General features: G+C 41.9%; 23 protein-coding genes. 19 read left to right on the top strand and 4 right to left on the bottom strand.

Annotated elements, in window-relative coordinates; all coding sequences use genetic code 11:
- Positions 1–144: 144 nt before the first annotated feature.
- The 4 genes from LJE09_RS05490 to LJE09_RS05475 all read left to right on the top strand — a co-directional run bounded on the left by LJE09_RS05490 (position 145) and on the right by LJE09_RS05475 (position 3,489).
- Positions 145–378, top strand: a complete 234-nt coding sequence (locus tag LJE09_RS05490) for an excisionase (RefSeq protein WP_118633744.1) — start codon at positions 145–147, stop codon at positions 376–378.
- Between the two features lie 122 nt (positions 379–500).
- Complete coding sequence (locus tag LJE09_RS05485) at positions 501–1,700, top strand: site-specific integrase (protein WP_118547871.1); 1,200 nt, start codon at positions 501–503, stop codon at positions 1,698–1,700.
- Positions 1,701–1,885: 185 nt separating this feature from the next.
- Positions 1,886–2,362, top strand: coding sequence for a low molecular weight protein-tyrosine-phosphatase (locus LJE09_RS05480; RefSeq protein WP_173698964.1), 477 nt, complete (start codon positions 1,886–1,888; stop codon positions 2,360–2,362).
- Positions 2,363–2,538: 176 nt separating this feature from the next.
- The gene (locus LJE09_RS05475) at positions 2,539–3,489 is read left to right on the top strand and encodes a DUF5688 family protein (protein WP_055054001.1); all 951 of its coding nucleotides are present in this window, start codon (positions 2,539–2,541) and stop codon (positions 3,487–3,489) included.
- Positions 3,490–3,563: 74 nt separating this feature from the next.
- Here LJE09_RS05475 and LJE09_RS05470 read toward each other — a convergent pair whose 3' ends face one another.
- The 3 genes from LJE09_RS05470 to LJE09_RS05460 form a co-directional block, all read right to left on the bottom strand.
- Positions 3,564–4,358, bottom strand: a complete 795-nt coding sequence (locus tag LJE09_RS05470; protein ID WP_008703743.1) for an ABC transporter ATP-binding protein — start codon at positions 4,356–4,358, stop codon at positions 3,564–3,566.
- 2 nt (positions 4,359–4,360) lie between these two features.
- Complete coding sequence (locus LJE09_RS05465) at positions 4,361–5,278, bottom strand: ABC transporter permease (RefSeq protein ID WP_118614180.1); 918 nt, start codon at positions 5,276–5,278, stop codon at positions 4,361–4,363.
- 150 nt (positions 5,279–5,428) lie between these two features.
- Entirely contained in the window at positions 5,429–6,415 is a 987-nt protein-coding gene (locus LJE09_RS05460) for an ABC transporter substrate-binding protein (RefSeq protein WP_008703741.1), read from the bottom strand.
- A 263-nt stretch (positions 6,416–6,678) separates the two neighbouring features.
- Between LJE09_RS05460 and LJE09_RS05455 the strand changes: the two genes are divergently transcribed.
- Both LJE09_RS05455 and LJE09_RS05450 read left to right on the top strand, forming a co-directional pair.
- Positions 6,679–7,443, top strand: a complete 765-nt coding sequence (locus LJE09_RS05455) for an N-acetylmuramoyl-L-alanine amidase (RefSeq protein ID WP_008703740.1) — start codon at positions 6,679–6,681, stop codon at positions 7,441–7,443.
- Between the two features lie 269 nt (positions 7,444–7,712).
- On the top strand, positions 7,713–8,315 hold the full coding sequence (locus tag LJE09_RS05450) for a YdcF family protein (RefSeq protein ID WP_020994019.1): 603 nt from the start codon (positions 7,713–7,715) through the stop codon (positions 8,313–8,315).
- 3 nt (positions 8,316–8,318) lie between these two features.
- Here the strand turns inward: LJE09_RS05450 and LJE09_RS05445 are convergent, their stop codons facing one another.
- A complete protein-coding gene (locus LJE09_RS05445) occupies positions 8,319–9,602 on the bottom strand; it encodes an HlyC/CorC family transporter (RefSeq protein ID WP_022380371.1) in 1,284 nt (427 codons plus the stop codon).
- Positions 9,603–9,945: 343 nt separating this feature from the next.
- Between LJE09_RS05445 and LJE09_RS05440 the strand changes: the two genes are divergently transcribed.
- From LJE09_RS05440 to aspS, 13 genes are all read left to right on the top strand, one after another.
- Entirely contained in the window at positions 9,946–11,451 is a 1,506-nt protein-coding gene (locus LJE09_RS05440; protein ID WP_118614182.1) for a hypothetical protein, read from the top strand.
- Between the two features lie 49 nt (positions 11,452–11,500).
- Positions 11,501–11,851: a TIGR04086 family membrane protein gene (locus tag LJE09_RS05435; RefSeq protein WP_055058419.1), complete on the top strand. Its 351-nt coding sequence runs from the start codon at positions 11,501–11,503 to the stop codon at positions 11,849–11,851.
- Positions 11,852–11,924: 73 nt separating this feature from the next.
- On the top strand, positions 11,925–12,065 hold the full coding sequence (gene scfA / locus LJE09_RS05430) for a six-cysteine ranthipeptide SCIFF (protein WP_008703734.1): 141 nt from the start codon (positions 11,925–11,927) through the stop codon (positions 12,063–12,065).
- 80 nt (positions 12,066–12,145) lie between these two features.
- Entirely contained in the window at positions 12,146–13,513 is a 1,368-nt protein-coding gene (scfB, locus tag LJE09_RS05425; protein ID WP_008703733.1) for a thioether cross-link-forming SCIFF peptide maturase, read from the top strand.
- Positions 13,514–13,624: 111 nt separating this feature from the next.
- Entirely contained in the window at positions 13,625–16,033 is a 2,409-nt protein-coding gene (locus LJE09_RS05420) for a protein translocase subunit SecDF (RefSeq protein WP_008703732.1), read from the top strand.
- Between the two features lie 81 nt (positions 16,034–16,114).
- The gene (gene recJ / locus LJE09_RS05415; protein WP_118633742.1) at positions 16,115–17,827 is read left to right on the top strand and encodes a single-stranded-DNA-specific exonuclease RecJ; all 1,713 of its coding nucleotides are present in this window, start codon (positions 16,115–16,117) and stop codon (positions 17,825–17,827) included.
- A 147-nt stretch (positions 17,828–17,974) separates the two neighbouring features.
- Positions 17,975–18,499, top strand: a complete 525-nt coding sequence (locus LJE09_RS05410) for an adenine phosphoribosyltransferase (RefSeq protein ID WP_008703730.1) — start codon at positions 17,975–17,977, stop codon at positions 18,497–18,499.
- Positions 18,500–18,536: 37 nt separating this feature from the next.
- On the top strand, positions 18,537–20,867 hold the full coding sequence (locus tag LJE09_RS05405) for a RelA/SpoT family protein (RefSeq protein ID WP_008703728.1): 2,331 nt from the start codon (positions 18,537–18,539) through the stop codon (positions 20,865–20,867).
- A gap of 64 nt (positions 20,868–20,931) precedes the next feature.
- Positions 20,932–21,561, top strand: a complete 630-nt coding sequence (locus LJE09_RS05400) for an MBL fold metallo-hydrolase (protein ID WP_022380375.1) — start codon at positions 20,932–20,934, stop codon at positions 21,559–21,561.
- Positions 21,533–23,068: a coproporphyrinogen dehydrogenase HemZ gene (gene hemZ, locus LJE09_RS05395; RefSeq protein WP_173698961.1), complete on the top strand. Its 1,536-nt coding sequence runs from the start codon at positions 21,533–21,535 to the stop codon at positions 23,066–23,068. The genes LJE09_RS05400 and hemZ overlap by 29 nt, the downstream gene beginning before the upstream one ends.
- 17 nt (positions 23,069–23,085) lie before the next feature.
- The gene (locus LJE09_RS05390; RefSeq protein ID WP_020994017.1) at positions 23,086–23,748 is read left to right on the top strand and encodes an HD-GYP domain-containing protein; all 663 of its coding nucleotides are present in this window, start codon (positions 23,086–23,088) and stop codon (positions 23,746–23,748) included.
- The gene (hisS, locus tag LJE09_RS05385; RefSeq protein ID WP_055053994.1) at positions 23,681–24,937 is read left to right on the top strand and encodes a histidine--tRNA ligase; all 1,257 of its coding nucleotides are present in this window, start codon (positions 23,681–23,683) and stop codon (positions 24,935–24,937) included. Before LJE09_RS05390 ends, hisS begins: the two co-directional genes overlap by 68 nt.
- A 96-nt stretch (positions 24,938–25,033) precedes the next feature.
- Positions 25,034–26,830 (top strand): aspartate--tRNA ligase, encoded by a 1,797-nt coding sequence (gene aspS, locus LJE09_RS05380; protein ID WP_022380379.1) that lies wholly within the window; start codon positions 25,034–25,036, stop codon positions 26,828–26,830.
- The last annotated feature ends 1 nt before the right edge of the window (position 26,831 follow it).

The following is a 26,831-nucleotide window of genomic DNA, read 5'->3' as shown; positions in this document are numbered from 1 at the left end:
TCTTTTGAAGCCCGTTGCCGGACTTCGTTGCCGACACCCTCTGTCTGGCTATTTTTATGTGCGCAGGCAATGAGCCAAGTGGATATTCTTGCATATCTATGTGGCGAATGCTGCGACAACGATAATTATGGAGGATAACTGCCTATGGAGAATAATAAGATGAATGTTGAAGGAAAAAATTACTCGGATATTCCGGTGTGGCGTAGATATACGCTTACCATTGAGGAAGCTGCCAGGTATTATCATATCGGCGAAGGGAAACTGAGAATGCTAATTGAAGAGCATCCGAATGAAGATTTTTATGTTATGAATGGCAATCGAGCCTTGATTAAGCGTGAAAAATTTGAACGCTATCTGGATCAGGCAACGGCTGTATAACTGGCATTAGAAATGCTTAACAGAAATTCCGAAATCACATGGCATAACTATACGGAGAGCCGGATTTGTGATAGTATAAAACTGCAAGTCTGGCTCTCCTTATTCTGAAAGGAGAGATTTCGATGAGTGAAAAAAGACGAGACAATAGAAATCGGATTTTGCGTGAAGGTGAATACCAGCGTACAGATGGGAGGTATCGTTACCGATATATTGACGAGGATGGTAAGGAGAAGAATGTGTACAGTTGGCGTTTGGACAAGAATGACCCGACTCCCAGGGGTAAAAAGCGAGAGCTTTCGCTGAGAGAGAAGGAAAAGCAGATTCAGGCGGATCTGTTTGACCATATCGTTACCCGTGGCGGCAATTACACGGTAGTTGAATTGGTAGAGAAATATACTTCTCTGAAAACCGGTGTCGGTCATAACACCAAGGCGGGATATAAGACCGTAATCAATATCCTGAACAGAGAAGCGTTTGGAAAGCAGCGCATTGACAAGGTTCGCCTGTCTGATGCAAAGGCGTGGCTGATCAAGCTTCAGCAGGTGGATGGCAGAGGGTACAGCTCTATTCACTCCATCAGAGGTGTTCTGAGACCGGCTTTTCAGTTGGCGGTAGATGATGATCTGATCCGTAAAAATCCTTTTGGATTTGAACTGGCATCGGTGATCGTAAACGATTCCGTCACCAGAGAAGCAATTACCCGTAAGCAGGAGCGTGATCTTCTGAAATTCATCAAGGAAGATAAGCATTTCTGTCGATACTACGATGCGATCTATATTCTCCTTAACACAGGGCTGCGAATCTCGGAGTTCTGCGGGCTGACGATCTCCGATCTTGAGTTCGACCAGAAGCGTATCAAGGTAGACCACCAGTTGCAGAGAACATCGCAGATGCAGTATGTAATTCAGGCTCCTAAAACGGAAAGCGGTATCCGCTATGTGCCGATGAGCGAGGAAGTTGTGGCGTGTTTTCGCCGTATTCTTGCCAATCGAGTAGCACCGAAAATAGAACCGATGGTAGACGGATATGCTGGATTTTTGTTTCTCGACAAGAACGATAAGCCAATGGTCGCCCTTCATTGGGAGAAGTACCTGGAACATATTATTGAGAAATATAACAAAATTTACCGTATTCAGATGCCCAAAGTAACTCCTCATGTATGCAGACACACTTTTTGTTCCAATATGGCGAAATCCGGAATGAATCCAAAGACGTTGCAGTATATCATGGGGCATTCGGACATCAGCGTAACGCTGAATGTTTACACCCATGTGCAGTTCGATGACGCACAGGCAGAGCTGCTTCGAGTAGCAAAAGCCTAAAACACCCCGTTGGTACAGAGCATTTATTTACCAACAGATTTACCAATATTGCAGGGAAAAGCACGAGAAAATACGGGAAGATTTGAGAAGATACCCCGGAAACACAGAAACAGGAAAATGCCGAAAAAACCTGCAATATTGGGCATTTGAGAAGAAATACAAAGCAAAAACGGAGTTATAAGAATATGATAAAAATACTTTTCATTTGCCACGGCAATATCTGCCGCTCACCAATGGCAGAATTCATTTTTAAAGACATGGTTTCTAAACAAGGTCTTTCAGACCGGTTTTATATCGCATCTGCTGCAACCAGCACTGAGGAGATATGGAATGGAATCGGGAATCCGGTATATCCTCCGGCGCGAGAGGAGCTTGCTAAGCATGGGATTGATTGTAAGGGTAAGCGCGCAGTTCAACTAACGAAGGCAGATTATGATAAATATGATTATATTCTCGGTATGGATTACTGGAATCTGAAGAATATGTTAAGAATATTGAAATCGGATCCAGAGGACAAGGTTAAGCTTCTTCTGGATTATAGTGATGATCCGAGGGATATCGCAGATCCATGGTATACAGGTGGATTTGATGTCACATATTCGGATGTGGTGGAGGGCTGTGAGGCTTTTCTGGAATATCTGAAAGATAAAAAGAAACTGTAATAAATATTGTCGATGAAATTTACTTTACAAATAGCTGTGGCTATTTTATACTATGTCTACAGCGACTCTTAAGGGGGCTTTCGCTCCCTTATTTTCTTTTTTCCGAAAACGGAAAGTCAACATTCAAATCAGGGCATCCTGCCCGTATTATTTTCAAAGCAAGAAAGGAACTGAATATGCAGAAAGACTATGAAACATTTGTAGAGAAACTGGAGATTGGTATTTACGAGGCTACAGGGATTCCGAGGGAAAATATTTCTTTTGAGAAAGAAGGCGGGAGGTTTGCACCTGTAGGAGACAGACTGCTGGTGAAGTTTGCAGAGCATGATGATGCCTGGGAGGTCTGTGGACTTTATACACAGGAACTTTTTAAATCTTATCAGAATGGCAGTCCGTTTGAGGAAATTATAAAAGAAATCACAGATGATCTCAATCGGATAAAAAAGGCGGATATTTATGAGAAAACAAGAGTGATCAGGGATTATGAGAAGACAAAACCCCGCCTGTTTATAAGATTGCTGAATGCAGATAAATATTCCGCGGATCTTCAGGATGCGGTGTATAAAACTCTTGGTGATATTGCACTTGTGCTTTATATGAAAGTTACGGAATATGAAGGATGTGTGACAAGTACAAAAATCCGGCAGGGAATGCTGGAGCAGTGGGGAAAAGAATGTGATGAGGTGTTTCAGGAGGCGATTCTCAATACGTATTTTATGAGTCCACCCAGAATTTACAGATGGGAACAGATGATTTTTAATCCGGAATATGAAGGTGAAAGTTTTATGAATCTGGGTGATAAGTGTGAATTGAAGAAAGATGCAATGGGAAATTGTCTCAGTACAACGAAGAAAACAAATGGTGCAGTTGCAGTGTTCCTGCCGGGAGTGGCAGAACAATTGGCATATATGCTGGATTCCGATTTCTATATGGTGTTTACCAGTGTACATGAGGTAATGATCCATAATGATAAATTTGTAGAACCTGAAGATTTGCAGTGTGTTTTGCGGGATACGATCAGGGAGGCTACACCGAAAGAGGACTATCTGACGTCGAGAATCTACCAGTACAATAGGGAAACACATAAATTTATCTGTGTAACTCCGCTGGAAAAAGACGAGAAATAAAAATATGAGAGTACTCCATAAAAAAGTACTCTCATATAAAGGATATTTAGAAACGTTATGAGTAATTTATACGGTTATCCGAGCAGTGCAGAGTCATTACTGAACTCTTCTCCGCTTGCTTTTTCAAACTGATCCAGAAGGTTTTTAACTGTCAGTTTTTTCTTTTCTTCTCCCTGGATATCCAGAATGATTTTTCCTTCCATCATCATGATCAGACGATTGCCATGTGCAATAGCGTCCTTCATGTTGTGGGTGATCATCAATGTCGTAAGGTGATCGCGGTTTACGATCATATCTGTAATTTCCAGAACTTTGGCAGCTGTTTTCGGATCAAGAGCTGCGGTATGTTCATCCAGAAGCAGAAGCTTTGGTTTCTGAAGCGTTGCCATCAGAAGAGTAAGAGCCTGTCTCTGACCACCCGACAGAAGACCTACTTTGGAAGTCAGTCTGTCTTCCAGACCAAGACCAAGAATTTTCAGGAGCTCTTTGTATTCTTCGCGCTCTGCTTTAGTGATTCCGGAGCGGAGAAGACGGGATTTTCCGCGGCGTTTTGCAAGTGCAAGGTTTTCTTCGATACCCATTGTTGCAGCGGTTCCTGTCATTGGATCCTGAAACACACGTCCAAGGTATGTAGCACGTTTATGTTCAGAAAGTTTTGTAACATCAATATTGTCGATAAGGATCTGTCCTTCATCAACCGGCCAGGTTCCTGCAACAGCATTTAGCATAGTAGATTTGCCGGCGCCGTTTCCTCCGATAACAGTTACAAAATCGCCTTCGTTCAGCTTCAGGTTCAGACCATTTAATGCACGTTTCTCATTAATGGTTCCGGGATTAAAGGTTTTATAGATATTTTTAAGTTCAAGCATTTTTATTTACCTCCCCTTTTGGCTGGTTTATTAAAGTATTTGCCTTTCCAGTATGGGAATGCAAGGAAGAGAGCAACTACGATTGCGGACAGCATCTTCAGCAGGTCAGTGTCGATACCCATCCAGATAACAATCTGAAGTACCAGATAATACAGAATGGAACCGAAGATAACTGCTAACAGGCGAAGGGCAAAGTTGCGGAAAATACGTCCAAAGATTGCCTCGCCAATAATAACTGCTGCCAGACCGATAACGATGGAACCACGTCCCATGTTGACATCTGCAAATCCCTGATACTGTGCAAGGAGTGCACTGGAAAGTCCTACCAGACCGTTGGAAATCATAAGTCCGAGAACTTTATTCATGTTTGTGTTGATACCCTGGGCGCGTGACATATTTGGGTTACATCCGGTTGCGCGAAGGGAACAGCCAAGCTCTGTTCCAAAAAACCAGTAGAGAATGGCAATCAGGAGAATACACATAACTGCTACAATAAAAATTGTGTTTTTGGAAAGAGAGGCATTTTTTATATGTCGCAGGGAAACCAGAAGATTATATTTATCAACGTTGATTGCCTGATTTGCTTTTCCCATGATTTTCAGGTTTACGGAATACAGAGATAACTGTGTCAGGATTCCGGCAAGGATTGCGGGAATTCCCATAAAGGTGTGAAAAATTCCGGTCGCAAGGCCTGCCAGCATTCCGGCGAGAGTAGCGGCCAACATAGAAATCCAGACATTATGACCGGAAAGCATCATCATAATACACACTGCACCACCGGTGCACATAGTGCCATCAACTGTAAGGTCTGCAATATCAAGAATACGGAAAGTGATATAAACACCGATTGCCATAATTCCCCAGATCAGACCCTGGGCTACTGCACCCGGAAGTGCAGTGATTAATGTTATAATTTGCATTTGTAATTTCCTCCTGTTGAGATGCGAAAAGCGAGAGAGGCGTCAAACCTTTCCCGCTGATCGCATATAAATTGAATTTTTTATAACTGTTTGATAAGCTGTTATTTAAAATCCTGTTGGTGTGAGTATTTTTCAACTGTCTGACCGGATTTATTTGGCAGTTTCTTCAGCAGCCTCGCCGATTGCAACATAATCGTCCGGAACTTCGATGCCCAGCTCTTCGCAGATATCTTTGTTATATTCTTTTGTGAAGTTTGGTGCATATTCGATCGGCATTGTGGAAATATCTTCACCGTCCTTTAAAATCTTAACAGCCATCTTACCGGTTGTAACACCAAGGTCATAATAGCTGATGGAAAGTGTCGCAACACCGCATCCGCTGCAGATACCTTCTTCGCCTGTGATTACCGGAACTTTTGCCGGAAGGCAGATGTTGTTGATGATCTCTGTGTTGGAAGCAACTGTATTATCTGTCGGTACATAAATTACATCACTTGCGTCAGTTGCTGTTGTAGCAACAGAAGAGAGATCATTAGAGTCAGAGAATGCATAATATTCACATGTATATCCGAGTTTTTCAAGTTCAGCTTTTACTGTATCTACCTGATACTGAGAGTTTGCTTCGGCAGAACAGTAGAGAAGACCTACATTTTTTGCATCCGGGAAAAGTTCATTGAGCATTGCTGCCTGCTGATCAAGGGGAGCAAGGTCTGCAGTTCCGGAAATATTTCCGCCCACAGTCCCGTCGAAATCATCCAGTCCAAGTGCAACACCGTATTCAGTAACAGAAGTACCAAGAATCGGAATATCGCTTGTTCCTGCTGCAGCTGCCTGAAGAGCAGGAGTTGCATTTGCAAGAATCAGGTCAACATTATTGGAAACGAAGCTGTTAATGATTGTAGAACAGGTGTTGGAATCTCCCTGTGCGTTCTGCTCGTCAAAGGTAACTGCGTCTTCTCCCAGTTCTTTGGTGACTTCATCCTTGAATCCCTGTGTCGCAGCGTCGAGAGCTTCGTGCTGTACAAGCTGACAGATACCGATTGTATATTTGTCTCCGTCAGCAGCACTTGCTGTTACTGCGCAGGTTCCCATAGCCATGGCTGCTGCAAGAGTGATTGCTAATGCTTTTCTTTTCATAATGATATATCCTCCTAATATAATGTTTAAATTAAGTCAGGTAAGAATTGCGTTTATTATTTGATAATATAAAACTTACCTGAATCCGAAAGATTTTCTGCAGGGAAAGCAGTACTGGTAAATGATTCGGATAATGTCATCGGGCTATTCGACTATGACGTTTTAAAGTATAACGCTTTAGTGTGAAAAAGTCAAGCGACCTGCACAATTATATTTTTAATTCATATAGTATAAAGAGTATATGAAGAAAGCAGAGTGTCGTCATGGCATATTCGATCATGCTGGATGCCGGACATGGAGGTCAGGATCCGGGAGCCGTATATAAGGGAAGACAGGAAAAGAATGACAATCTTAAACTTGCTCTTGCGGTAGGTGAGATTTTAAAAAATAAAGGGATTGATATCTCTTATACCCGTACCGGTGATGTCTATCAGACACCTTTTGAGAAGGCACAGCTTGCAAATCAGGCAGGAGTAGATTACTTTATTTCATTTCATCGAAACAGCAGCCCAAAGGAAAATCAGTATAATGGAGCGGAAGTTTTGATTTATGATAAAAGCGGGATTAAATATCAGATGGCTGAGAATATTCTGGGAGCTCTGGGAGAAGTGGGATTCCGCGAAATCGGTGTAAAAGAGCGGCCGGGACTTGTGGTCCTCAGACGAACCAGGATGCCGGCTCTTTTAATAGAAACCGGATTTATCAATTCCGAAGAAGATAATAAACTGTTTGATAACAAGTTTAGCGATATAGCTCAGGGAATTGCAGATGCGATTCTTGGAAGCCTGGATGAGGAAACAGTGCAGGAACCGCTTTATTACAGAGTGCAGACTGGAGCGTTCAGAAAAAAAGAGAATGCGGACCGTATGTTATATCAGTTACTGGAAAAAGGTTATCCCTCTTTTATGTTACATGAAAACGGATTGTATAAAGTTCAGACAGGTGCCTATCAGCAGATTGGTAATGCAGTAAATATGGAGCAGAGACTGAGGGATGATGGTTACAGTACGGTTATTGTGACAAAATAGCCTTCTGGAAATATTGGAAGTCTGTGCATCGCGAAGCGTGTTGCTGTGAACAGTAACATAAGCAGTAGGGGATATAGTTTTAAGAATTAACTTGGTTGTACGTTAATAGAAAAAATATGGTACACTGTATCTATCTATAGAAATTCCATAGAAATCTTCGTAAATAATGCATATTGTTCCGGTTCATCAGAGCGTGAATTTTTGTTGGACTGTTACAAACGCATTATTTGAGAGGTGCTGTAGAAAAAACAGATAACGAGGAGTTAGTAATGATGAATGACGTATATGAAAAATTTTTAAAAAGTTCAGAAGAGTTTATTTTTGCAGAAAACAAGCCGGAAAAATCTGATATTATTTTTGTCCCTGGAAATGGTTATCCGCAGATGGCGGAAAAAGCAGCAGAATTGTTTAAGAAAGGGATGGCGGACTGGATTCTGCCCAGTGGAAAATACAGCGTAGTAAATGGAAAGTTTTCAGGCGTTCTTGAAAAAAGCAATGTATATGATAAGGAATATGGAACAGAATGGGAATTTCTCAGGGATGTTCTTATAAAAAACGGAGTTCCGGATCAGAAAATCCTGAAAGAAGATCAGGCAACCTTTACTTATGAGAACGCAATTTATTCCAGACAGGTGACAGATCATGCAGAACTGGAAATAGAAAGAGCGATTTTGTGCTGCAAATCTTACCATGCAAGAAGATGTCTGATGTATTATCAGCTCTTGTATCCGAAAACAGAATTTTATGTGGTGCCTGTGAATGCAGATGGAATTACCAGAGAAAACTGGAGAAAGAACGAAGAAGGAATTGATGCGGTTACAGGAGAACTCTCCAGAATCGTGAAACAATTTTCACTGATGCTGGAGAGATGACAGTTACGGCTGTTCTTCTGTTTCGGTTTTCTTCTCGGGAAGCCAGATGTGGACAAGTTCGATTCTGTTTTTGTCCAGACGGTCAACAACCAGGCGGATGCCACTTTCAAGTGTGACAGACTGACCCTCTTTGGGAAGGCAGTCAAGCTGTTCAATAATATATCCGCCAATAGAATCATAATCTTCAGATTCCAGATTAATATGGAGGGCTTCGTTGATATCATCCAGTTTGGCAGAACCCTGAACAACATATTCTCTTTCAGGCTGGATTTCTTTAATATCTTCGACTTCATCCTCATCGTATTCGTCGCGAATCTCACCTACGATCTCTTCCAACAGGTCTTCCAATGTGACCAGACCGGCTGTGGCACCGTATTCGTCCAGAACGATTGCCAGATTGACGGATGCTTTACGCATTTCGATCATCAGGTCTGCTGTAGCTTTGTATTCATAGGTAAAATAAGGCTCACGCAGGATGTTGCGGATTGAAAAAGGTTTGTCCTTTGGATAAACAAGAAGATCTTTCATATTGATAATACCGATTACGTTATCAGTGTTGTCCTCATAAACCGGAAAACGGGTATGCATATCTTCACTGAAGACCGCCATAAGTTCATCATAGGAAAAATTGATATCTATAAAGGTCATGTCGATTCTGGGAATCATGACATCTTTTGCAGTTGAATCGCCAAAATCAAACACATTGTAGATCATCTGTTTTTCTTCGTTTTCAATGACGCCGTCTTTTTCACCTACATTGACGAGAGTACGCAGTTCATGTTCAGTCATGGCATTTGCCTTTTCGTCCGGGTTAACATGCAGAATGACCAGTACACCTTCTGTTATTTTATTTACAATGAAAACAACGGGAGTAAGGAGAATCATAAGTCCGTATATTATTCTTGAATAGGCCAGGGACAATTTTTCAGCATGGATTGTTGCCAGGTTTTTGGGGGTTATCTCACCGAAAATGAGAATCAGCAGAGTCAGGATGCCGGTTGTGATTCCTACATATGCGTTTCCCAGAATCTTTATGGTGAGTGTAGTCATGAGAGAAGAAACAGACATATTTACAATGTTGTTTCCGATTAATACGGTACTGAGCATCTTTGGGGAATTGGAAATTATTTTTTCCAGAATAACAGCACGTTTGTTGCCTTGCTCGGCAAGAGACTGTATCCGAATCTTATTTACGGTTGTCATAGCGGTTTCCGCAGAAGAAAAAAATGAAGAAAGTGCGATCAGTATCAGAATCGCCACCGCCTGAAAGGCAATACTTGAATCCAAGATTTATTCACTCCTTTTGATTATTTTTATTGATTGAATCATATCATAAAACATTTAAGCAAAATATACATGATTTCATATAAAAAATCAAGAAAAAGCTTTTGGTTCAAAGATAGTATAAAAAAATTTAAAAGAGGACTGTCGAAAAAGTAAGATTTGTGTTATAATTCACTCGATTAAAATGAAAAAAAACATTACAGAATATTTACAAAATGATAAAAGTTTGATAATATACAGATATGTAATATTATTGTATTACGTAAAAAGAGAACTGATATTTGGCTGAAAGTAAAAAATGATTATCAGGAAACATAAGAATCGAATATAAATATAGAGGTGCGATATGTCCAATAATATAAGAATAAGAAAAAAGAAATTAAAAGGAACGGGTATTTTTGCGGCAGCGGCTTTAACAGCGGCTTTGATTGCAGGAAATAATATACCGGGTGTAACAAGACAGGTCAGTGCGGCTGAGTCACAGGAGAATACTGTGTCTTCTCTGATTCCGGACAACATCACGCTTGATAAGCCAGTAGAACTTGCGGATGTAGAACTTCCGGCAACGGAATATGGAACTTTTGAATGGGCAGATGGAAGTTTCGTTCCTGCACAGCGTGTACAGAGCTGTGAGGTACTTCTTATACCGGCAGAAGGGCAGGATTTAAGCCATGTGGATGGATGGGATCCGGAGAGCGGCGCGGTTGTCGGTTACATCAATGTAATAGTGAACAGTATTACGGATGGTGATAATGTTGATAAGACAGAAGGCTCAGGTAAAACAGATCCAACAGAAAATGCAGATCCAACAGAAACGCCTGAAACTTCGTCAGAAAAACCTGCCGCAGATGAAAACGCTGATACAGACAATAAAGAAGATAAGGAAAGTAAATCAGATCAGGATAATAAAACTGATACAGACAATGAAGAGAGTAAGATTGAAGAAGATAAAACAGATAATAAAAACAACAAAGATAATAACAGCAATGCAGATAAGACGGATAAAGATACAGAAACTACCGGTAAGCTGGAACCTGCAGATGATATGACACAGGATAAAGAAGATACGAAGAAAGATGATGAAGATGGCGCAGATGATAATATCTTTGATAATCCTGTTCTGCCGGACGATAAGGATGACCGTCCTACAGATGCAGAGGATTCTCTTTCTGATGAAGAAAAAGAAGAGAGGGCCGCACTTAATCATACCTGCGACGGTATTACAGTAAGCGGAGTTAATCTTCCATGGTATGTACAGTTCAGAGTTTCAAGCGGTGACAGCTATCAGTTTACCAATGAATCAGATGCAATGATTTTCCAGTCTTATGAATTTGAACTCTGGGATCTTAAGAATAATACAGAATATGAGATCCCTAATGGAGATTATATCAGTGTCACTGTGCCGGTAAAATCCGGATATCAGTATACTATCGAACATCTCCTGGACAACGGGGCAACTGAGACGATTATTCCGAGTGTAGAGAATGGTATTATGGTATTCAGCACACATTCTTTCAGTCCATTTGGAATTGCAGGAAGCAGACAATTAGTAGGACCTGATGCGGGGAATGATACGGACGACACAGATGCGGTAACTCCTGCACCGGCTTCCTCCGACAGTCAGAGCTCTGATTCCGGAAAGAACAATACAGTATCTATGAATGACAGTTCTGACAGCAATAATGGTTCTTCTTCTGATCAGAATGATAATTCAACGGAAAATAAAGCTGTGAAAAATAACAATACAGTAAATACCGGAGATACAACATCAATTATGCCGTTTGTGATACTGTTTGTGGCAGCTGCAGTGATCGCCGGTGTGGTTGTATTTATAAAAAAGAGAAAGAAATAAAAGAATAACACTGATTCCTCCCCCATATAGTTTAACAGGAGGGGAAGCAATGAAAGTCAGAGCAATTTTGAAATCACTATTATTTGCATATGCATTAACAGGAGTGGCATTACTGCTTTTGGCCCTGGTACTGTTTGCTTTTGATCTGGGAGAAACAGCTGTAGATGCGGGTATTATTATAATTTATGTACTTGCATGTTTCATGGGAGGCTTTATGGCCGGCAAAATTGTGCGTAAAGACAAATATCTGTGGGGTGTTATCACAGGTCTGGCTTACTATGTATTACTGTTGACTGTCTCTATTATGGCAAAAGGCGGCTGGGATATGAGTGCAGCGCATGCAGTTACAACATTTTTTATGTGCACAGGCGGTGGAACACTGGGTGGAATGCTGTCGTAAAAAAAAGCTTTTAAAATGAAAAGATATATGATATACTATGCCAAGAATATAATTACATAAGGAGGATAGAGTTATGGAACATATCAAAACCCTGAATACAAAGAATTTACAGAACACTGTAAAAAAAGGTGGATGTGGCGAGTGCCAGACTTCCTGCCAGTCCGCATGTAAAACTTCCTGTACAGTAGGAAACCAGAGCTGCGAGCAGAAATAAGATCAGCTATGGAGAAATGAGATAAGCAGCGGAACTTTTATTCCGCTGCTTATCTTACGCTTAGAAAGGATTTTAGTAAAATGAGTCTGATTCACCGTTATAAAAGCAATGGCTTTAATATTGTACTGGATATCAACAGTGGATGCATCCATCTGGTAGATGAGGTTACATATGAGGTTCTTCCATATCTGGAAGAGGGCCTTGGCACAGAAGCTATTGCAGAGAAACTGGAAAACAAATATAACAGAGAAGATATTGAGACATCTGTAAGAGAATGTAATAAGCTGAAAGAAGATGGAATGCTTTTTACAAAAGATGTTTATGAGAATGTAATTGAAGAATTTTCAAATAACCGGCAGACCGTTGTAAAAGCATTGTGCCTGCACATTGCTCATGACTGCAATCTGGCCTGCCGTTATTGTTTTGCCGAAGAAGGCGAATATCATGGCAGAAGAGCTCTTATGTCCTATGAAGTCGGCAAAAAAGCTCTTGATTTCCTGATCGCGAACTCCGGTTCCAGAAAAAACCTGGAAGTAGATTTCTTTGGCGGCGAGCCGCTGATGAACTGGCAGGTTGTAAAAGATCTGGTAAAATATGGCAGAGAGCAGGAAAAGCTTCACAATAAGAAATTCCGTTTCACTTTAACAACAAACGGAGTTCTTCTGAATGATGAAGTAATGGAATTCTGCAATAAAGAGATGGGCAACGTTGTACTCAGTGTGGACGGACGTAAGGAAGTACATGACTACATGCGTCCATTCAGAAAAGGTGCAGGAAGCTATGACCTGATCATGCCGAAGTTCCAGAAGTTTGCAGAATCCAGAAATCAGGACAAGTATTATGTAAGAGGTACTTTTACTCACCATAATCTTGATTTCTCCAAGGATGTGCTTCATCTGGCAGATCTTGGATTCAAACAGATTTCTGTAGAGCCTGTAGTTGCGGCTGATACGGAGGAATATGCGATCCGCGAGGAGGATATCCCCCAGATCATGGAAGAGTATGATACTCTTGCAAAAGAAATGATTAAAAGAGAGAAAGAGGGAAAAGGATTTAACTTCTTCCATTTTATGATCGACCTTACAGGTGGCCCTTGCGTATACAAGAGACTGTCAGGCTGCGGTTCAGGAACAGAGTACCTGGCTGTAACACCCTGGGGTGATTTTTACCCATGTCACCAGTTTGTTGGTGAAGAACAGTATCTCATGGGAAATGTAGACGAAGGCATCACAAAGCCGGAAATCCAGAAGGAATTCGGCGGATGCAACGTTTACACAAAGAAAGACTGCAAAGACTGCTTCGCACGTTTCTACTGTAGTGGCGGATGTGCGGCAAATGCATTCCATTTCCAGGGAGATATCAAAGGCAATTATGAAATCGGATGCGAACTCCAGAGAAAACGTGTGGAGTGCGCCATCATGATAAAAGCCGCACTGGCATGTGATTAGTGGGCAGTAATCTGTCTGACTGATACCGCCGTCGGCTGTTATCATAACAGAAAATGGCTGGCAGGCGGATGAACATGACCGCGGACAAAAAATCAAGAAGGGAAAAGAACTATGAAGAAAAGTAAAGGAATCGTAGTGCTGCTTTTGACACTGATCCTGACTGTGTTCTTTTGCTTTACTGCAGCCGTAGGTATCGGTCCTACCGGAACCGGTGCAGCAAAACATATCAACACGGGTCTTGATCTTGCCGGTGGTGTCAGCATTACCTACCAGGCTAAGGAGAGCAATCCGACAAGCGAAGAGATGTCAGATACGATCTACAAGCTTCAGAAGCGTGTAGAGCAGTACAGTACTGAGGCTCAGGTATACCAGGAAGGATCAGACCGTATTACAGTTGAAATTCCTGGTGTTACAGATGCAGATACTATTTTGAATGATCTGGGTAAACCAGGTTCCCTGTATTTCATCACAAAAGAAGATGCTGACGGAAACCAGAACTTTACTACAGGACAGGATGGATATGTTCTCTCCAGAACTATGGATGAGATCAAGGAATCCGGAAGTGTTGTTCTGGAAGGTTCTGATGTAGCAGATGCCCAGGGTGGTGCGATCCAGAATCAGAACACAAGTGCAAAGGAATATGTGGTAAGTCTTACTCTTACTTCTGATGGAGAAAACAGTGGTAAAACAAAATTTGCAGAAGCTACAAAGAATAATGTAGGCAAGCAGATCGCTATCGTCTATGACAATAACATTATCAGTGCTCCGAATGTAAATGAAGAGATTTCCGGCGGAAAAGCACAGATCAGCGGAATGTCTGACCTGGAAGAAGCACAGAACCTTGCTTCTTATATCCGTATCGGTTCTCTGGGACTGGAACTGGAAGAACTTCGTTCCAGTGTTGTAGCTGCACAGCTTGGTGAAGAAGCAATCTCTACAAGTGTTCTTGCAGGTGCGATCGGTCTGATCATCGTTATTATCTTTATGATCATTGCATACCGCGTACCTGGTGTAGTTGCAGGTATTGCACTGATTCTTTATACATCATTAATGCTGATCACGCTGAATGCCTTTGATATTACTCTTACTCTTCCGGGTATTGCGGGTATTATCCTTGGTATCGGTATGGCGGTGGATGCCAATGTTATTATTTATGCCCGAATCAGAGAGGAAATTGGTGCAGGAGTTTCAGTAAGGAATTCTATTAAGTCCGGTTTCAGCAAAGCTTTCTCTGCAATCTTTGATGGAAATATTACAACGCTGATCGCAGCCTTTGTGCTGATGTGGCTTGGTTCAGGTACTGTTAAGGGATTTGCTTATACACTTGCCCTTGGTATCGTGATCTCCATGTTTACAGCACTGGTTGTATCCAGACTGATTGTAAATGCACTTTATGCAGTTGGTGTACGTGATCCGAAATTCTACGGATCTGCAAAAGAACGTAAGGCAGTTGATTTCCTTGGAAAGAAGAAAGTATTTTTTGCTATTTCCATTATCCTGATCCTCTGCGGTCCGGCAGCGATGTTTGCTAATTCGCATGCAGGAAACAAAGCGTTAAATTACAGCCTTGAGTTCTCAGGCGGTACTTCTACAACTGTTACATTTAATGAAGATATGGATATTAAGACCATTGATTCTGAAGTAACTCCTGTTGTAGAAGAGGTGACAGGAGATAAAAATGTTCAGCCTACAAAGGTAGTCGGAACAAATCAGGTTGTGATCAAGACACGTTCTCTGAATCAGAGCGAACGTGAAGCTCTGCAAAGTGCACTGGTTGAGAAATTTGGTGTAGATGACAGCACGATTTCCACAGAAAGTATTTCTTCTACAGTAAGTAGTGAAATGCGTCGTGATGCGATCGTAGCCGTTATAGTAGCTACAATCTGTATGCTTCTTTATATCTGGTTCAGATTTAAAGACATCCGTTTTGCAAGCAGTGCGGTATTGGCGCTTCTGCATGATGTTCTGGTTGTACTTGCATTCTATGCTATTGCCAGAGTATCTGTCGGTAATACATTTATTGCCTGCATGCTTACGATCGTAGGTTATTCTATCAATGCTACAATCGTTATTTTTGACCGTATACGTGAGAACCTTCACAGTGGTTCCAGAGAAAAACTGGCAGAAATTGTAAACACAAGTATCACTCAGACTCTTACAAGAAGTATTTATACCTCTTTTACAACTTTTGTTATGGTAGCTGTTCTTTATATCATGGGTGTTTCTTCTATCCGTGAATTTGCAGCACCTCTGATGGTTGGTGTTCTTGTCGGTGCATATTCTTCTGTATGTATTACAGGTGCGTTGTGGTATGTGATGAAAAAGAAATTTGCAGGAAAAGGACAGCCGGCAATTGCTGCAGCCTCCGCATCTGCAAAGTCCTCTTCAAAGCCGAAGAAAGCACGTGATGTATCACAGAAAGATCCGACTCAGCCAAAGAAGAAAAACAGAAAAAGAGTAGCTGAACGTCTGGCTGCCGAAGAAGCAGCTAAAAAACAGCAGAATGATGATGCTGAATAAAACAATAATTGTCTGAAAAACAGGCAGACAGAAATATCCCGGGGTAAAACTCCGGGATATTTTTATGAGGAGAGAAAATATATGGAGAAATGGGTAATAGCAGCAAAAAGAGCAGATTTTAACCAGATCGGTCAACAGTTTCATATTGATCCGGTGATTGCGAGACTGATCAGGAACAGAGATGTGATCGGAGAAGATAAGATAAGAGAGTATCTGTCAGGAACAGTACAAGAGCTTCCTTCTCCCTGGCTGATGAAGGATATGGAAAAAGCTGTAGATATCCTGGAGAAAAAAATATCGCAGAAAGCAAAAGTCCGTATTATTGGTGATTATGATATTGATGGTGTGACCTCTACATACATTTTAATGAAAGGTCTTGCGAGGATCGGAGCAGATGTGGATACTTATATTCCGGACAGAGTTGCAGACGGATATGGGATTCATGCACATCTTATAGAAAGAGCGGAAACGGACCGGATCGATACGATCGTGACCTGTGATAATGGAATTGCTGCGGCTGCTGAAATCCAGATGGCAAAGGATAAGGGAATGACAGTGATTATTACAGATCATCATGAGGTTCCTTACAGGGAGGAAAAGGGAGAACGCCAGATGGTGCTTCCGCCGGCAGATGCGATTTTGAATCCGAAACAATATGATTGTCCATACCCGAATAAAAACCTGTGTGGGGCAGTGGTGGCCTTTAAATATATTGCAGCACTTTACGAGAGATTTGGTGTTCCGGCAGAGGAACTGGAAGATTATTATGAACTGGCGGCTATTGCAACAGTAGGAGATGTTATGGATCTTCAGGGAGAGAACAGGATTCTGGTAAAAGAAGGACTGTACCGTCTGAGAAATACCAAAAATCAAGGATTGCAGGAACTGATCCGAGCAAATTCTCTGGAAGATGCTAAAATCACAGCTTATCATATCGGATTTGTGCTGGGACCATGTATCAATGCCAGTGGAAGACTGGATACAGCTGCCCGTTCTCTTGCACTTCTCAATGCAAAAACAAAGGAAGAAGCAGCAAGGCTTGCCGGAGATCTTACAGCTCTTAATCAGAGCCGAAAAGCTCTCACTGAGAAAGGAAAAGAAGAGGCAATCCGGATCATAGAGACTACAGAGCTGAAAAATGACAGAGTACTGGTAGTTTATCTTCCAGATTGTCATGAAAGTCTTGCCGGTATTATAGCAGGCAGGATCAGGGAAAAATATCACAGGCCGGCCTTTGTATTGACGGGCGGTGAGACAAGTGCAAAAGGAAGCGGAAGATCAATAGAAAGTTACTCTATGTATGAAGAACTGGTAAAATGTGCAGACCTGATGATACAGTTTGGAGGTCATCCGATGGCAGCAGGTCTGTCTATAGAAGAAAAAAATATAGAAGAATTCCGGAGACGCCTCAATGTCAACTGTACGTTGACGGACGAAGAATTGCGTCCTAAGATCGTGATTGATGTGCCGATGCCTGTGTCTTATATTACAAAAGAACTGGTAGAACAGATTTCGCTTCTGGAACCCTTTGGAAAAGGGAATACAAAACCGGTCTTTGCGCAGAAAAATCTCAGAGTGCTTGATCACAGTATTATCGGGAAAAATAAAAATGTAGTAAAACTAAAACTTCTCGATCCGCAGGGGATTTCAGTGGAAGGCATTTATTTCGGAGAAGCAGAGGATTTTGTGAACTTTATCAGGGAAAAAGACAGTATTTCTGTTACTTATTATCCGGAGATCAACAGATTCAGGGGACGAGAGAGTCTTCAGATTATTATTCAGAATTACTGTTAATATTACCGCTTGGTTTGTAACCGCCGGTAAGCCTGGAAATACAAATGTCAGGGCTTAACAGTAACTTGATTCTGAAATAAAAAGGTGATATACTATAAAATATTTATGAGCGAACAGCAATATAACACACACTGGAGGAGAAATAAAATGAAGAAAATTGAAGATTATGTATTAAGTATACCGGATTTTCCTGAACCGGGGATTATTTTCAGAGATATTACAAGTGTTCTGCAGGACGCGGATGGCCTGCAGTTGGCAATCGACTCCATGCAGGACTGTCTTAAGGATATAGATGTGGACGTGATTGCAGGAACAGAGTCCAGAGGCTTTATCTTTGGTGTACCGATCGCATATAATCTTCATAAACCATTTGTACCGATTCGTAAAAAAGGTAAACTTCCCCGCGAAACAGTATCTGTAAGCTATGATCTGGAATATGGCAGTGCAGAGATTGAAATGCATAAAGATTCCATAAAACCAGGTCAGAAAGTGGTTATCGTTGATGATCTGATCGCAACAGGCGGTACGATCGAAGCAGCGATCAAGCTGGTGGAACAGCTTGGCGGTGAGGTTGTCAAGGTTGTATTTCTCATGGAACTTGCAGGTTTAAAGGGACGCGAAAGACTGAATGGGTATGATGTAGCGTCTGTAATTTGTTATGATGGTAAATAAGCACAGCTGATTGTGCAGGACAGGCAGGTGGGAGCATATGACAGAGATAACAAAAAGTACAGAAGCAAAAAAAGATGAAATGCAGGTTGAAAAAGAGAAGCTGGAATCTGTAAAGAGAGCAGATGCGGCAGTAAAGACCATGCATGATTTTACAAGTCCGGAGGTGCTTTATAAAGAACTGATAAACAGTGTTCTGAAGTATCATCCATCAACAGATATTTCCATGATAGAGAAGGCATATAAGGTTGCAAGTGAAGCTCATGAAGGACAGAAGAGAAAGTCTGGAGAGCCATATATCATTCATCCTTTGTGTGTTGCCATCATTCTGGCAGATCTGGAACTTGACAAAGAAACGATAGTTGCAGGTCTTCTTCATGATGCAGTTGAAGATACCTGGATGACCTATGAGGAAGTTGAGAAGGAATTTGGTTCAGAGGTTGCACTTCTTGTGGATGGTGTTACCAAGCTGGGACAGTTATCTTATTCTGCGGATAAAGTAGAAGTTCAGGCAGAGAACCTCAGAAAGATGTTTCTTGCCATGGCTAAGGATATCAGAGTTATTCTGATCAAGCTTGCAGACCGTCTTCATAATATGCGTACCTTACAGTATATGCGTCCTGAAAAGCAGCAGGAAAAGGCCAGAGAGACCATGGATATTTATGCTCCTATTGCCATGCGTCTGGGTATTTCCAAGATAAAGGTAGAGCTGGATGACCTGTCGCTGAAATACCTTAAGCCGGATGTATATTATGACCTGGTGCATAAGGTTGCCCTGCGTAAAAGCGAGAGAGAACAGTTTGTAGGTGCGATTGTAAAAGAAGTTAAGAAACATATGGATGATGCCAATATTAAGGCGCAGGTGGACGGACGTGTAAAACACTTTTTCAGCATCTACAAGAAGATGGTAAATCAGGATAAGACTATTGATCAGATTTATGATTTATTTGCTGTCCGTATTCTTGTAGATACAGTGAAGGATTGTTATGCTGCCCTTGGTGTGATCCATGAGATGTATAAGCCAATTCCGGGACGGTTTAAAGATTATATTGCCATGCCGAAACCCAATATGTATCAGTCATTGCATACCACATTGATCGGACCCAACGGACAGCCCTTTGAAATCCAGATCCGTACTTATGAAATGCACAGAACTGCAGAATATGGTATCGCTGCACACTGGAAATATAAGGAGTCGTCTGACGGAAAGGCTCCTGTAGGTAAGAGTGAGGAAGAGAAACTGAACTGGCTGCGTCAGATTCTGGAATGGCAGAGAGACATGTCTGATAACAAAGAATTCATGAGTCTTCTGAAGAATGACCTGGATCTTTTTGCGGACAGTGTTTACTGTTTCACTCCACAGGGAGATGTTAAAACACTTCCAAGCGGTTCTACACCGGTGGATTTTGCGTACAGTGTTCACAGTGCAGTCGGAAATAAGATGGTAGGTGCCAGAGTTAACGGTAAGCTGGTTCCGATTGAATATGAGATCAAAAACGGCGACCGTATTGAAATCATTACTTCACAGAATTCTCAGGGACCAAGCCGCGACTGGTTGAAACTGGTTAAGAGTACTCAGGCAAAGAACAAGATTAACCAGTGGTTCAAGAAGGAATTAAAAGAAGATAATATCCTTAAGGGCAAGGAGATGCTTGCGCAGTATGCGCGTGCAAAGGGATTTAAGATCGCAAATTATACAAAAACCCAGTATCTGGAGGCCGTTTTGCGTAAATATGGTTTCAGGGACTGGGATTCAGTACTTGCTGCAATTGGTCATGGCGGATTGAAAGAAGGTCAGGTTTTCAATAAGCTGGTAGAGGCATATGATAAGGAAAATAAGAAGAATCTGACAGATGAGCAGGTTCTTGAAGCTGCTTCTGAGACACAGGAGAAGCTTCACATTGCCAAGAGCAAGAGTGGAATTGTGGTAAAAGGAATCCATGATGTGGCAGTCCGTTTTTCCAAGTGCTGTAATCCAATCCCGGGTGATGAGATTGTAGGCTTTGTTACAAGAGGACGTGGAATCACAATTCATCGTACAGATTGTGTCAATGTGCTGAATATGTCTGAGACAGACAGGACACGACTGATTGAGGCAGAGTGGCAGCAGCCTGATACCAAGGAAAAAGAGAAGTATATGGCTGAGATTCAGGTTTATGCAAATAACCGTACAGGGCTTCTTGTGGATCTTTCTAAAATATTTACAGAACGTAAGATCGACCTGCGAAGTATTAACAGCCGTACAAGCAAGCAGGAGAAGGCAACTATTTCCATGAGTTTTGAGATTGGAAGCAAAGAGGAACTGCGTTCCCTGATCGAGAAGATCCGTCAGGTAGAGAGTGTCATTGACGTAGAGAGAACTACAGGCTGATCATGGAAAAATCTGCTGGAACATTATTTTATGGAACTGCTGCAGATTGACAGAAAGGAATAACATGAAGAATTTAGAATTACAGAAATGTATATTAGGACCTGTATATACAAATTGCTATCTCCTTAAGAATAAAGAAACCGGAGAACTGATCATTGTTGATCCCGCAGATTGTCCGGAGAAGATTGAAATGAAGATTTCCCGGATGAATGGAAAACCGGTGGCGATTCTTCTTACCCATGGACATTTTGACCACATTCTGGCTGCACAGGCAGTAAAGGAGAAATATAATATTCCGATTTATGCCTGTCGTCAGGAAGAGGAGATGCTCCGCGAACCTTCGATCAATATGACTGTACATTATGGACAGGGATGTTCTATTGTGCCGGATGTATTTCTGGAGGATCTGGATGTTATCAGACTGGCGGGATTTTCCGTTCAGATGATCCATACACCGGGACATACCAAAGGAAGCTGCTGTTATTATCTGAAAGATGAAGGTGTATTGTTCAGCGGTGATACAGTGTTCTATGGCTCTGTTGGAAGAACGGATTTTCCGGGTGGAAGTACAGCAGAAATTGTGAGAAGTCTCCATAAACTGGTAGATTCACTTCCTGAAGAGACCGAGGTTTTCCCCGGACATGATGCATCTACCACTATTGGTTATGAAAAGAGGTATAATCCATTTGTGTAAAATAGGCATTCTGTTTGAGAACAGAGATTTTGAACATGATGTTTATGAACTGATCAAAGCGTTTTATCCCGAAGCGGAGATACATACTCTTTATGAAAATACTGAAGCAGAGTATGACCTCCGCTTCAGTGTGGAACGGGATAATGACAGTTATATCATAAAATACGAAAGGACAGAGAATCTGTCGAAACAGGAAACAGAGCAAAAAGGGGTAATTTCCGCAGACATACTTTCTAAAGAGAATGCAGGCTGTGGAATACAGGATGCTCATGCTCTGAGAAAAGAGAATAAAGATACTATCAAATATGCTCTGTATCAGTTGTTGATAAAACTGACGGGCAGAACTCTTCCATGGGGAAATCTGACAGGAATACGTCCTGCCAAACTGGCAATGGGAATGATCGAATCCGGAATGAAAAATACGGAAGCAGCCCGGGAGATGCGTGAGAGATATCTGGTAAGTCCGCAGAAAACAGCGCTTGCCATCACTATTGCAAACAGGGAAAGAGAGATTCTGAAGGATATTGACTATGAAAATGGATACAGCCTTTATATTGGAATCCCGTTTTGCCCAAGTATCTGTCTGTATTGTTCCTTCAGCTCCTATCCGCTGAAAGTGTGGGAGAAGAGAACAGATGAATATGTGGAAGCTCTCTGCCGGGAGGTAAGAGAGACTGCTCTTATGATGAAGGGAAGAAAACTGGATACCATCTATATTGGCGGCGGTACCCCGACTACACTGCTTCCACATCAGATCCGTAAGCTCCTGGATACAGTGGGAGAAGCTTTTGGCTATGAAGGACTGGCAGAGTTTACTGTGGAAGCCGGCAGACCGGACAGTATTACACGTGAAAAGCTGATGGCAATCAGGGAGTATCCGGTAACAAGAATTTCCGTAAATCCACAGACTATGAATCAGGAAACTCTGGATATTATCGGTCGCAGACATACTGTGGAGCAGACAAAAGAAGCGTTTCATCTGGCACGAGAGCTGGGATACGATAACATTAACATGGATCTGATCGTAGGTCTTCCGGGTGAGGATATTCACATGGTAGAGCGGACTCTTGAACAGGTTCGTGAACTGGCACCGGACAGTATTACCGTACATTCACTGGCAGTGAAACGTGCAGCAAGGCTGAATATTTTTAAAGAGAAATATCAGGAAATGTCTTTTGAGAATAATCAGGAGATTATGGATCTGACCATGAAAACGGCGTATGAAATGGGAATGGGTCCTTATTATCTGTACAGACAGAAGAATATGAAGGGAAATTTTGAAAATGTTGGCTATGCAAAGGTTGACAAAGCGGGAATTTACAATATACTGATTATGGAGGAAAAACAGCCTATCATCGCACTGGGGGCAGGCGGTTCTTCCAAGCTGGTCTTTGACCATGGACAGAGAATTGAACGTGTGGAGAATGTAAAAGACGTTTCTAATTATATTTCCCGCATTGATGAGATGATCGAGAGAAAACGGACAGCAATAGCTACCTGGCTGTAGGATGTGGAGGTAACATTTTGGACACAGTACAAAAGACAGCAGCAGGTTCACAGCAGAGGATCCTGGAATTTGACCTTGCTTCTGAACTGCATCATGGAATGCTGGTAAGTAATCTGGCTTATGCGGTTGCAGAGGAGATGGGACTGCCGCATGAACAGTGTTATGAGCTTGCAATAGCAGGAATGCTCCATGATATAGGAAAGCTGAAGCTGACAAGTTATATTAACGGACAGGAGCAGGATCCTCTGGTGATCGAGGAACTGAAGTATGTCCGGATGCATTCTGCATTGGGATATGAGGAACTTAAAGGGCAGGGATATTCGGATTTTGTATTGGAGAGTATCCTGTACCATCATGAGAATTATGATGGTAGTGGATATCCGTCCAATAAAGCAGGTGATGATATACCCATAGGTGCCCGGATACTCAGAGTCTGCGATGTATATGCAGCATTGATCTCTGACAGACCATACAGAAGAGGATTTGATATTTCTTCAGTTATGGAGTTGATGATCGATGAAGTAAAAAATTTTGATATGCAGGTTTTTCTTGCGTTTCAGAGAGTGGTTCATAATGGAGACGGGCAGAATTTTTATAAAAGAGGAGGACAACATGGCATTAAAGAAGAAACCGGTAACCGGTATGAAGGACATTTTACCAAAAGAGATGGAAATCCGTAATTATGTGATGAACATGATTCGTGAAACATACGGAACATTTGGCTTTTCATCTATAGAGACACCATGTGTGGAGCATATTGAAAATCTTTCCAGTAAACAGGGCGGAGAGAATGAGAAACTTATTTTCAAGATCCTGAAACGTGGGGAGAAACTGAAACTTGCGGAAGCAGAGAAAGAAAGTGATCTGGTTGACTCCGGACTTCGCTACGATCTGACTGTGCCGCTTTCCAGATATTATTCCAACAACGCAAATGAGCTTCCGGCTCCTTTTAAGGCACTTCAGATGGGTAATGTGTGGAGAGCAGACAGACCGCAGAGAGGACGTTTCCGTCAGTTTATGCAGTGTGATATTGATATTCTGGGTGAGTCTACTTATCTGGCTGAGATCGAACTGGTTCTTGCTACCACAACGTTGCTCGGAAAGCTGGATTTCCATAACTTTACGATTCGCATCAACGACAGAAAAATCTTAAAAGCGATGGCGCAGTACAGTGGATTCCCACAGGAAAGCTTTGACACTGTGTTTATCATTCTGGACAAGATGGACAAGATTGGTCTGGAAGGTGTTGCAGAAGAACTGGAGAAGGAAGGATTTGCAAAAGAGAGCATTGATACTTATCTTGGACTTTTCAAAGAGATCACTTCTGACATTGAGGGTGTTCGTTACTGCAAAGAGAAATTAAAAGATGTTCTGGATCCAAAGGTTGCTGAGGACCTTGAAACAATCATTTCTACTGTAGATTCTGTTAAGACAGCAGATTTTAAGATGTCTTTCGATCCGACTTTGGTACGTGGAATGTCTTATTATACAGGACCGATTTTTGAAATCTCTATGGATGAGTTTGGCGGCAGCGTAGGCGGCGGTGGACGCTATGATGAGATGATCGGTAAATTTACAGGAAACAATACATCTGCCTGCGGATTTTCAATTGGATTCGAGAGAATCGTAATGCTTCTTCTTGAGAGAAATTATGAAATCCCGACAAAGAATGGTAAGAAAGCATATCTTATCGAGAAGAATATGCCGGCAGACAAGATGCTGACGATTCTGAAACAGGCTCAGGAAGAGCGTAATGCCGGAACACAGATCAATATTTCTATTATGAAGAAGAATAAGAAATTCCAGAAAGATCAGATGACAGCAGAGGGCTATACAGAGTTTGTAGAATTCTTTAAAGACAGAATGTAATAATTCGTAACTGTTCAGCAACATTGCGAGATAGCAGACTGCCGGATAGTTACAACAATTCTTATAATATAGAAAGCATGAAAAGAGGAAAGAAACATGGCTGAAAGTATGCAGGGACTGCACAGAACATGCCGATGTGCAGAAGTAACAAAGGAAATGATCGGCAAAGAAGTTGTCCTTATGGGATGGGTTCAGAAAGCTCGCGATAAAGGCGGAATTATTTTCGTAGATTTAAGAGACCGTTCCGGTATCATGCAGCTGATTTTTGAGAATGGCAGCATTGATGAAGAAGGTTTTGCAAAAGCAGGTAAGCTGAGAAGTGAATTCGTAATCGCTGTTACCGGTGTGGTAGAAGAAAGAGGCGGCGCTGTTAACAAGAATCTTGCAACAGGTGAAATTGAGCTTCGCGTAAAATCCCTTCGTGTTCTGTCTGAAGCAGAGGTACCTCCGTTCCCAATTGAAGAGAACAGCAAGACAAAAGATGAAATCCGTCTGAAATATCGTTATCTTGACTTAAGAAGACCTGACCTTCAGAAGAATATTATGCTTAAGAGCAAAGTCATGATGCTTACAAGACAGTTCTTCGCAAAAGAAGGATTCCTTGAAATTGAAACTCCGATGCTTGGTAAGAGTACACCGGAAGGTGCAAGAGATTATCTGGTACCGTCTCGTGTTCATCCGGGACATTTCTATGGTCTGCCACAGTCTCCGCAGCTGTACAAACAGCTTCTGATGTGCTCTGGTTATGACCGTTATATCCAGATTGCAAGATGTTTCCGTGACGAAGACCTTCGTGCGGACAGACAGCCGGAATTTACCCAGATCGATATGGAACTCTCTTTTGTAGATGTTGATGACGTAATTGATGTAAATGAGAGATTCCTTGCTTATCTGTTCAAGGAAGTACTTGATATTGATGTAAAACTTCCAATCCAGCGTATCACATGGCAGGAAGCTATGGACAGATTTGGTTCTGATAAACCGGATATGCGTTTCGGAATGGAACTTCATGATGTAAGTGATGTAGTTAAAAACTGTGGATTCAGCGTGTTTACTTCTGCGTTGGAAAATGGCGGCAGTGTTCGTGGTATCAATGCAGAAGGACAGGGCGCTATGCCACGTAAGAAAATTGACAAACTGGTTGAGTTTGCCAAAGGTTACGGTGCAAAAGGCCTTGCATACATTGCAATCGCTGAAGATGGCACAAGAAAATCTTCTTTTGCTAAATTCATGACAGATGAAGAGATGGATGCTCTGGTAGCAGCTATGGATGGTAAAGCAGGAGACTTACTTCTGTTTGCAGCAGATAAGAAGAAACTGGTTTATGATGTACTTGGCGCACTTCGTCTGGAACTTGCAAAGCAGATGGATCTTCTTGATAAGAATGAGTATCGTTTCGTATGGGTAACAGAGTTCCCGCTTCTTGAATGGAGTGAAGAAGAGAATCGTTTCACAGCAATGCATCATCCATTTACCATGCTTATGGAAGAGGACCTTCCACTTCTGGATACAGATCCTGGAAAAGTTCGTGCAAAAGCATATGATATCGTATTAAACGGTAATGAAATTGGTGGAGGAAGTGTCAGAATCCATCAGGATGATATTCAGGAGAGAATGTTTGAAGCACTTGGATTCACAAAAGAAGCTGCTCACGAGCAGTTCGGATTCCTTCTGGACGCATTCAAATATGGAGTTCCGCCTCACGCCGGACTGGCATACGGACTTGACCGTCTGGTAATGCTTATGGCGAAAGTTGACAGCATCCGTGACGTAATCGCATTCCCGAAGGTTAAAGATGCTTCCTGTCTGATGACTCAGTCTCCGAGCCGCGTAAGCGAGGAGCAGTTAAAAGAACTGGAACTGGAAGTAAGACCGGAGGAAGTAACTGAATAAG

This window comes from Blautia sp. DFI.3.45, from assembly GCF_020593505.1.
Taxonomy (GTDB): Bacteria; Bacillota; Clostridia; order Lachnospirales; family Lachnospiraceae; genus Blautia_A; species Blautia_A wexlerae.
Note: the sequence above shows the minus strand (reverse complement) of the source record. Positions and strands in the feature narration are given on the sequence as shown.